At 64.0% G+C, this 7,815-nt stretch carries 6 protein-coding genes and 1 tRNA gene; 4 read left to right on the top strand and 3 right to left on the bottom strand.

Going from position 1 to position 7,815, the window contains the following annotated elements; all coding sequences use genetic code 11:
- The first annotated feature begins 127 nt into the window (after window positions 1-127).
- Together QP828_RS03865 and QP828_RS03860 are read left to right on the top strand one after the other, a co-directional pair.
- Window positions 128-1,249, top strand: a complete 1,122-nt coding sequence (locus tag QP828_RS03865) for a metallophosphoesterase (RefSeq protein ID WP_274734612.1) — start codon at window positions 128-130, stop codon at window positions 1,247-1,249.
- A gap of 158 nt (window positions 1,250-1,407) precedes the next feature.
- Window positions 1,408-1,481, top strand: a tRNA-Pro gene (locus QP828_RS03860).
- Between the two features lie 541 nt (window positions 1,482-2,022).
- Here the strand turns inward: QP828_RS03860 and QP828_RS03855 are convergent.
- From QP828_RS03855 to QP828_RS03845, 3 genes are all read right to left on the bottom strand, one after another.
- Window positions 2,023-2,700, bottom strand: coding sequence for a Crp/Fnr family transcriptional regulator (locus tag QP828_RS03855; protein WP_126135964.1), 678 nt, complete (start codon window positions 2,698-2,700; stop codon window positions 2,023-2,025).
- Between the two features lie 112 nt (window positions 2,701-2,812).
- Window positions 2,813-3,748, bottom strand: a complete 936-nt coding sequence (locus tag QP828_RS03850) for an alpha/beta fold hydrolase (protein ID WP_284891290.1) — start codon at window positions 3,746-3,748, stop codon at window positions 2,813-2,815.
- Window positions 3,749-3,773: 25 nt separating this feature from the next.
- Window positions 3,774-5,171 (bottom strand): hypothetical protein, encoded by a 1,398-nt coding sequence (locus QP828_RS03845; protein ID WP_274734362.1) that lies wholly within the window; start codon window positions 5,169-5,171, stop codon window positions 3,774-3,776.
- A gap of 273 nt (window positions 5,172-5,444) precedes the next feature.
- Here QP828_RS03845 and QP828_RS03840 point away from each other — a divergent pair, with 273 nt between their 5' ends.
- Window positions 5,445-6,587: a CpaE-like family protein gene (locus QP828_RS03840; RefSeq protein WP_274734363.1), complete on the top strand. Its 1,143-nt coding sequence runs from the start codon at window positions 5,445-5,447 to the stop codon at window positions 6,585-6,587.
- Window positions 6,566-7,744, top strand: a complete 1,179-nt coding sequence (locus QP828_RS03835; protein ID WP_274736088.1) for a TadA family conjugal transfer-associated ATPase — start codon at window positions 6,566-6,568, stop codon at window positions 7,742-7,744. The genes QP828_RS03840 and QP828_RS03835 overlap by 22 nt, the downstream gene beginning before the upstream one ends.
- The last annotated feature ends 71 nt before the right edge of the window (window positions 7,745-7,815 follow it).

Genomic DNA, 7,815 nt, shown 5'->3' with positions numbered 1-7,815 from the left:
TGAGGTTGTGGAAGAGTAGCCGGCGCTACGTGGCCCGGGCTGGACGGCCCGGGCCACGCTTGCCAGGCGAGCTCGGACCGATGCCCTTGTAGAAACCGCACATCACTCGAGACGGAAGGTGGATACCGTGAGCGAAGCTGAAAAACACCGAGTTCGGCGCGCCGCGCTGGGCTTGTTAAGTGCGGGTGCAGCCGCGGGGGCGGGGTGCCTGAGCTGGGCGCTGCACGAAGCCCACCGCTATATCCTGCGCGAGCGGGTGCTGGTGCTGCCGCACGTTGCGAACGCCGCCGGTGAGCTACGTATTCTTCATCTTTCGGATATGCACCTGCTGCGCCGCCACCGGGCCAAGCAGCAATTCTTGCGCGAGCTCGGCCAGCGTTGCCGCCCGGATCTTGTGGTCCTGACGGGCGACCATCTTTCCGAAGCGGGCGCCGTCGGCCCTCTCCTGGACGCCCTGGCGCCGCTTGCTGATATTCCGGGGCTGTTCGTGTATGGCTCAAATGACTATTTCGCCCCGGTGCTCAAGAACCCGTTGCGTTACGTAGCGCCGGGCCTCTTCCCGCCGCTGGTTGAGAAGGGCGAACCGGATTTGCCGTGGGAAGAGATGACCGCTGGGCTGGAAGCTTTCGGCTGGATCGATCTCAATAATCAGCGGGCGCGGTTGCGCGCGGCCGCCTGGGATATCGACGCGGTCGGTATGGACGACCCGCATATCGGCCGGGCCCGGATGCCTCGCCCCGGCGAGGCTACTGATGCGCTGGAAGGTGGCGCGGCTGCGGAGGGAAACACGGGCGCGGGACGTGAGGGGCGCAAAAACAGTGGGCGCGGATATCTGCGACTCGGCGTCGTTCACGCACCGTATCGCGCCGCTCTCGCCGCATTAATGAACGACGGCGCAGCTCTGACGCTGGCGGGACATACCCACGGCGGGCAGTTGGCCGTGCCTGGATTCGGTGCTTTGACCACGAATTGTGATCTTCCGCTGCGTTACGATTCCGGGCTTTTCGATTGGCCCTGCGGTGAGGATGCCGGTGCCGAGCGCGGCGCGGGCGGCGCGGGTTCTGACCGCGATACGGGAGGGGGCCGGGCTGGAGAACGTCTGCCCCTGCGCGGCGACGGCGTGCGGGTGCTCCGCGGTGGCATGGCGGTGAATGTGTCTGCCGGCCTGGGGACATCGCCGTATACGCCGGTCAGGTTCCTCCGGCCTCCCGAGGCGATTTTGCTGCGGGTGCGCGGTGGCGCGGACTGAGGGTGTCAAACGATTGGGCTGGCTACGTGTGCTGCTCGGAGGGGCGCCGGGGTGGTTTGCCGGGAAGAAGCGGAACTATCCTGGCTGTACGCCAGATCACTAGATCGAATTTAGCTTTTTTGGCTGCGGAGGGCTATTATTATTGAGTTGCCAAAGCACGGGGTATGGCGCAGCTTGGTAGCGCGCTTCGTTCGGGACGAAGAGGCCGTGGGTTCAAATCCCGCTACCCCGACGTTGTGATGTCCCGCGTCATAGGTCCGCCTGTGACGCGGGACATCATATTCTGCTAATTCAGAGGTTTCGACAGTGATGTTAACGGTGAAACTGTCGAGAGACTCTCCCGTAATAAGCGCCGCAGCATCCTTTACCATTTCTTCAATCTGATCAAGTCGGCGTGCCTGCGTGCCATATTCCTTTCCGTGGAGGGTGAATTCTGCGCCCCACCAATCTCCGTCACGGGTAACCGTGGTATCTAGTGATGTCACTTCTTGCTCCGTGCGAGAATCTTGCGAGCGAGCCTTTCAAAAATTTCGGGGTGGCGGGGCAACTGCCAAAATTACGCGCGGCTGTCGAAGTTGAGCTCTCGCCGCAGCTGCGCCGTCGTATCAGAAGAGCTGTGCCGCAATGATCGGAACCGCGCGGAAAAGCAGCTGCGCCGTCGTACTAGAACGCAAGGGAACGCGCAGGCAGGAACGCGAACGCGGGCGGCCGAAACCCCAGAAAGAGCCCGGCCACCCGCGTGACGCGCTGAACGTGAGTATGAAACGTAGAGACTAGTGGGCGCGGCGCTGCAACCGGCCAATCTCCAGGAGCAGTACGGCGCGACCTTCGAGCCGAATCCACCCGCGGGAAACGAAATCAGCGAGAGACTTATTGACCGTTTCGCGCGAAGCTCCCACCAGATGCGCGAGTTCTTCCTGCGTGAGATCGTGCGCAACGTACATGCCTTCGGGGGTGCGCTCACCGAAACGATTGGCTAGGTCGAGCAGCGCCTTCGCCACGCGGCCGGGAACATCGGAGAACACCAGGTCGGCAAGATTCTCATTGGTATTGCGCAGGCGACGCGCCATTTCACGGAGCATCGACATGGCGAGCGCGGGGTGCTCTTCGATGAAATTCTTCATATCGCGATGCGCGAGGGAAAGCAGATGCGTCGGCGCGATAGCGGTGACCGTGGAAGAACGAGCCCCCAGGTCAAAGAGCGAAAGTTCTCCGATGATTTCCCCGGGGCCGAGCACGGCGAGCAGGTTTTCACGCCCGTCGTCAGACGTGTGACTGAGCTTCACCTTGCCGTCGGTAACAATATAAAGGCGATCACCCTGGTCGCCTTCGTGGAAAAGCGACTCGCCCCGCTTAAGGGACGTGTCGCTCATCATCGCGCCGAGAGCGGCGAGACTTTCCTCATCCATGTCCTTGAAAAGGGGCACGGTTCGTAAAACGCTGGTATCCATCTCTAGCCTTCCTCCGATGTATTCAGAATATTCCTGAAGTAGTCTCATGTCACATTTTGCCATTATTCACGGAAAATGTCTCATACCTGGGCTGTATATGTCTAGCGGCGGCCTAGCGCCGTGCGGACCTTTCAAGCTGGGAAAGGAAATCCAGCACGATATTCGTAAATTCACGCGGGGACTCTTCGGGGATAAAATGCCCGGCGCCCGGCACGGCGATGAGCCGGTAGGAGCCGGTGGCGAAAGAACGGTCATCCGCCCAGGCCCGTTCATTAATCATGCGATCAGCCAGGCCGCGCACCGCCCAGACAGGTGCGTCCACGGGAGTGGAGAGGATATCGCGCCAGGCCTTCCCGGAGGGGCGGCGCCGCCACGTGGCGGTCCAGCGTAATTGTTCAACGGCGCTCGCCGCGGCTTCCGGGAGCCGCATCGCAGCGGCGTACTGTTCGGACTCCTCCGCCGCGCCGTGGCTGTGCGGGGCGGACCATTCCAGGAGCAAACGGCGCATATTGCGCACATCCCCGAGCGCGCGCGGGGAGCGATTCCCCAACCGCGAGGTGAGTAAACCGAGCAGGCCGCGCGGGCGGATACCACGCCCAAAATGCCGCAGCCCGAGCGGGTGTGGGCTGGCCACCGTCACGAGTCCGGTAATAATATCGGGGGCCATCGCCGCCGCCGCCCACCCGAGGGCCACATTGGAGCCGGCCACCACGATCACCGCCGAGCTTGCTCCCAGGGATTCGGTGAGCGAAATAAGATCCTGGGCGAGTTCCGGCCCGGATTGCACCGACGGAGTTTTATCGCTTCCACCCACCCCGCGCAGGTCGACGGCGGCAACTTCGTAACCGGCCTGCGCCACGGGTTCGATCTGGTGGCGCCAGGCGTACCAGTATTCCGGGTAACTATGCACGAACAGCACCAGCGGGGTGCGAGTCGAGTGACTCCCGGCATAGGCCAGGTGGAATTGCGCACCGTTGGCGGTCACGAGACGATGCTCCCACGGCCCGGGGATCCAGACGCAGGAATTATCGGCGGGAAGTGAGCTCATGCGATACCTTGTTACGCTCCGGTTTTTATTCGTCGCCCTCGGGGAGGCGGTATTCGCGCACCGTGAAAGCCCGGGCGCGCCGCGAACCGAGGGAGCGTGCCCCGTGCGCCGCGAAGCCAATAGTCGCGAGGATCGCGCCCAGCACGATGAACCCGCCGAAAGCAAGATCGTAGGCGAAATGGTGCACGATATTATCCGTAATCGGCTTGTAGCCGCCGATAAGCGAATCCACCCAGTGCACCCCGCGCAGCGCCACAGCGGGAAACGCGAGCCCCACGAAACCGGCGAGCACCAGAGCGCAGCCCCACAGCTGCGCCCCCAGGGAGGAGAGCCGCGCGAGCAGTGCAATAACGACGAGCAGGGCGACGCCGCCGGCCATTTCCACCAGCGCCGCCACATTGACCTGGCCTGTTTCTAGCGCGAAGGGGCGAGCCAGGTGCAGGCGTGCCACCGCGTCCGAAATGAGATACCAGATCAGTGGAAGCAGGAGCAACGTGACCACCGAGGTCCAGATATGGGTCCAGACCCGGCCCTTCGGAGCGTCGGGAATTGGCTCCACTTCCGCGATGTCTCCCCAGGTGCGCTGATCTTCCAGGCTTTCCTCACGTACGGCCGGAAAGACCGGGCCGTCGAACGCCGCGGCGGGGGCTGCGGTGGGCGCTGTTGCCGGTTCTGCGGCGGGTGCACCGAGCTCACCGGCCTGCGGGTAGAGCGCGGTTGCGGTTGCTTCCCCGGAGGCGTACGGGTCTGTGTTGGTGGTGGCGTAGGGATCAACAGCCGCGGTGGCGCTGGATTCCGGGCCTGCGGGCGCTGCGGGAACGGTTGCGGTTACGCCGGCTGCCTGCGCGAGGTTCGCGTATTCGCGATCCGGAGCGGGGGAGGTTCCCGTGTGGTAGCCATCATCGAAAGCGCCTGCCGCCAGCGATTCAGAAACGGAACGACGACGCGGCGCGGCTGGCTCCGGGGTGGATTCTTCCGGTGCGAGTGCTTCCGGAGTGGTGGTCCCGGTGGATTCCCCGAGGGAGGCGGCGGGAGTAGCGGTACCGGCGGATTCCGCACCGGCTGGCTGTTCAGCCTCGCCTTGTTCCGGAGCGGGCTGAGCCGGAGCCGGTTGGTCCGTGGATTCGGGCGTGAGCTCGGGCTGGTGCGCGGATTCGCCTTCGGGTTCGTTCACGGCGGTGCTTGCCGGAGCGGAATCACTCAGAGGGGAGGGCTCGCTAGCGGCTTCCGCAGCGGGGGGAGCCGGCGGGAAGGGAGCGGCGTCGTCGTTCGAAAAAACGGGGGCGGGAGCGGGAGGCTGCGCGGTGGGGAGGTAAGCGGTTTCTTGGTCCGCGAGATGGTCCTCGGCAATGGGCTCGAGAATATCGTCATCATCCAGTGGCCGGCGCGACGCGGTATTGTACGGGTCATTTGGCGTAGACATGGGTCCTCCCTTGATAGTTCTTTCTCAAAGATATGCCAGAAATCACGCGGATGTGGAGAATTTCGGCGGTGTGCCATAAACCGGGCGGCGCGTCACAAAACGGTGCGGCGTGACGAATCGGGCGTGCTGTGACAAATCAGGTTGTGCGCCGCGAATCGGGTTGTGGGCCGCGAATCAGGCGGTACTTATCCACAGATCTGTTCGCGTAGGGGGTTATCCACAGCGGAGTGCTACTCGGATGCGGGCGGGACTCAAACGCGGCACGCTCGGAGTATGACTTCTTCCCGTGATTTATCCCCTGGCCTTTCGGCGCCTAGTGCTCCTGTTTCCAGCGTTTCCCTCTCCGATGTTTCGGGCTCCGCTGGTGCTTCGCCGGCACCTCTCATCTCCGCGATCCCCCGCGAACTCGTCTCCCTGACCTACCAGCATGAGGAGACGGTGCGCGAGGTGGAGGCCGTTACGGAATTGGCAGGAATACAGGTGGCGCGCGGTTCGCCGGGGGTAGCTCCGCCGCCGGCCGTACTCGAATTAGAGGAACTCTCGGCGGCCCTGCCCACGGTCCGCGCGCGTTTCCACCCGGTCCTCGCCAGTTATTTTCCGCGCGGATCAGTGGTCGTGGAACTTCCGCGCCAGGCCGAAGATCTGCTCGAACTAGTTTTGGCGGCCGGGCAAACTCGGCGCGGGCGCATTATCGGGCTGGCCGGGGTGCGCGGCGGGGTCGGGGTATCGATGCTGACGGCCTGGCTTGCCTCGTTGAGTATCACGCGCACCGCCGTGGTAGATGCGGATCCGCTCTCGGCCGGGCTCGAACTCCTCATGGGATTTCAGGAAAAACGCGGGGCGCGCTGGGCTGATATCGCCCAAGCGGAAGGCATGCTCATTCCGCAACGGCTCCGGGCGGCCCTGCCGGCACGCGGGCAACTGAGTCTTCTCAGCGCGGATGTGCGCGGCGGGGCGCCCGCGAATGGAGATGCGGTGCCCCATGCCATCGATGCGCTTTCCCAAGCTAGCGACACCACCTATGTGGATCTCCCGCGCAGCGCCTTGCTGCTCGGGAGTGAGCCGGCACGGTGGCGGGCCTGGTGTGATGCGGTGGTGCTCGTTACCGAGGTGACTGGCCGCGATGCCCAGGCCATCCCCAGAATCCTTCGTGATCTGGGGGAGAGTACTCCGGTGGTGATCGCAGCGCGGTGCGCACACAAAGTGGAGGCACAAGCCTTCGGTGTAGATATCGGCCAGGAGGTGATCCCCGTGCGGCGCCTGCGCGGTTTGGATGAGGACCTCGCGCACGGAGTTGTTGTGGGCGAACAGCGGCGATCCGGGACCGCGCGTGACGTCACGCAGCTCGTCGCGCATCTCGATGCGGTGCTGGGAGGTGGCTCAGGGGTGAATCAATGGACAACACGAAGGAGTTAAATATTGCCCGTACCCGTGGGAACTTGGCTCGTGCCCGCCGGGAGCTAGCCCGCGGCATCAGCGTGCCCGGGGTGCTCACCACCGTGGCACCACACGCCGTTGGGATAAAAAATGTGCTCGGAGCGGCGCGTGATCTAGACGCGGTGGCCCGCGGTTGGGGCCCGCAGCTGCGGCGCGTGATTGAGGACCCCTCCGTCACCGATATTTTGATCAACGGTGGTACCGGGGTGTGGCTGGATCGCGGAAATGGACTGGAACGTGACGAAGAATTAAGCACCCTGCTTTCCGACGCGGGGGAAGTACGCGCGCTCGCGGTACGTTTAGCTGCCGGTGCCGGCCAGCGTTTGGACGACGCCGCGCCCATTGCCGATGGCACCTTCTCCAATGGAACGCGCCTGCATGCGGTCCTCGCTCCACTGGCCGCGGAAGGAGCCGCGATCTCGCTGCGTACCCAACGGGCCCGTACCTTTACGCTCGCTGAGCTTCAGGCCGCTGGCACGTTCCCCGCAGCGCTTATGCCGGTATTGCGAGCCCTGGTGGAGCAGCGCGCTAACGTCATGGTGGCCGGCGCTACCGGATCGGGGAAAACCACATTATTAGCCTCGCTGCTCAGCTGCGTACCGGCCACGGAACGGCTCATCATTATTGAGGAAGCTTCGGAATTACGGCCCGCACATCCGCATGTGGTGCACCTGCAAATCCGCCGCCCCAATGTGGAAGGCCACGGTGAAATTACCATGAGCCAATTGGTGCGGGCCGCCTTGCGGATGCGCCCGGATCGGATCGTGGTGGGGGAATGCCGCGGAGAAGAAGTGCGTGAAGTCCTCACCGCGCTCAATACCGGGCACGAAGGCGGTTGGGCGACCATCCATGCAAATTCGGCGCGCGATGTTCCCGCCCGGCTCGTCGCTCTCGGGGCATTGGCAGGAATGTCCGCCGCGGTGGTTGCCGCTCAGGCGGTCGCGGCCCTCGATGCCGTTATTTCCATTGAACGCCACGGGCCAATCCGGCGCATTACCCGCGTGGCGATCCTCCACAGCCGCAATGGCGTTCTTGAAGCCCCGGATGCCTTGGCGATCAGTGCCGATGGCACTATTCGTGCCGGTCCCGGATGGGCCACCCTGGGCTCACGCTTAGGGCTGGAGGAACCGTGGTAATTCTGGTGGTGCTCGGCGTTCTTCTGAGCGTCTGCACGTATGCTGGCGTGCCGCGGGGCCGCGCCAGCAAG

It is taken from the genome of Actinotignum sanguinis (assembly GCF_030230305.1).
In the GTDB taxonomy this organism is placed as follows: domain Bacteria; phylum Actinomycetota; class Actinomycetes; order Actinomycetales; family Actinomycetaceae; genus Actinotignum; species Actinotignum sanguinis.
This window is presented reverse-complemented; position numbering and strand designations above follow the sequence as displayed.

Excerpts from the sequence above, each read along its gene's own strand:
- QP828_RS03850 (WP_284891290.1), bottom strand. The coding sequence starts at position 3,748 with ATGAGCTCACTTCCCGCCGATAATTCCTGCGTCTGGATCCCCGGGCCG.
- QP828_RS03845 (WP_274734362.1), bottom strand. The coding sequence starts at position 5,171 with ATGTCTACGCCAAATGACCCGTACAATACCGCGTCGCGCCGGCCACTG.
- QP828_RS03835 (WP_274736088.1), top strand. The coding sequence starts at position 6,566 with ATGGACAACACGAAGGAGTTAAATATTGCCCGTACCCGTGGGAACTTG.
- QP828_RS03855 (WP_126135964.1), bottom strand. The coding sequence starts at position 2,700 with ATGGATACCAGCGTTTTACGAACCGTGCCCCTTTTCAAGGACATGGAT.
- QP828_RS03840 (WP_274734363.1), top strand. The coding sequence starts at position 5,445 with ATGACTTCTTCCCGTGATTTATCCCCTGGCCTTTCGGCGCCTAGTGCT.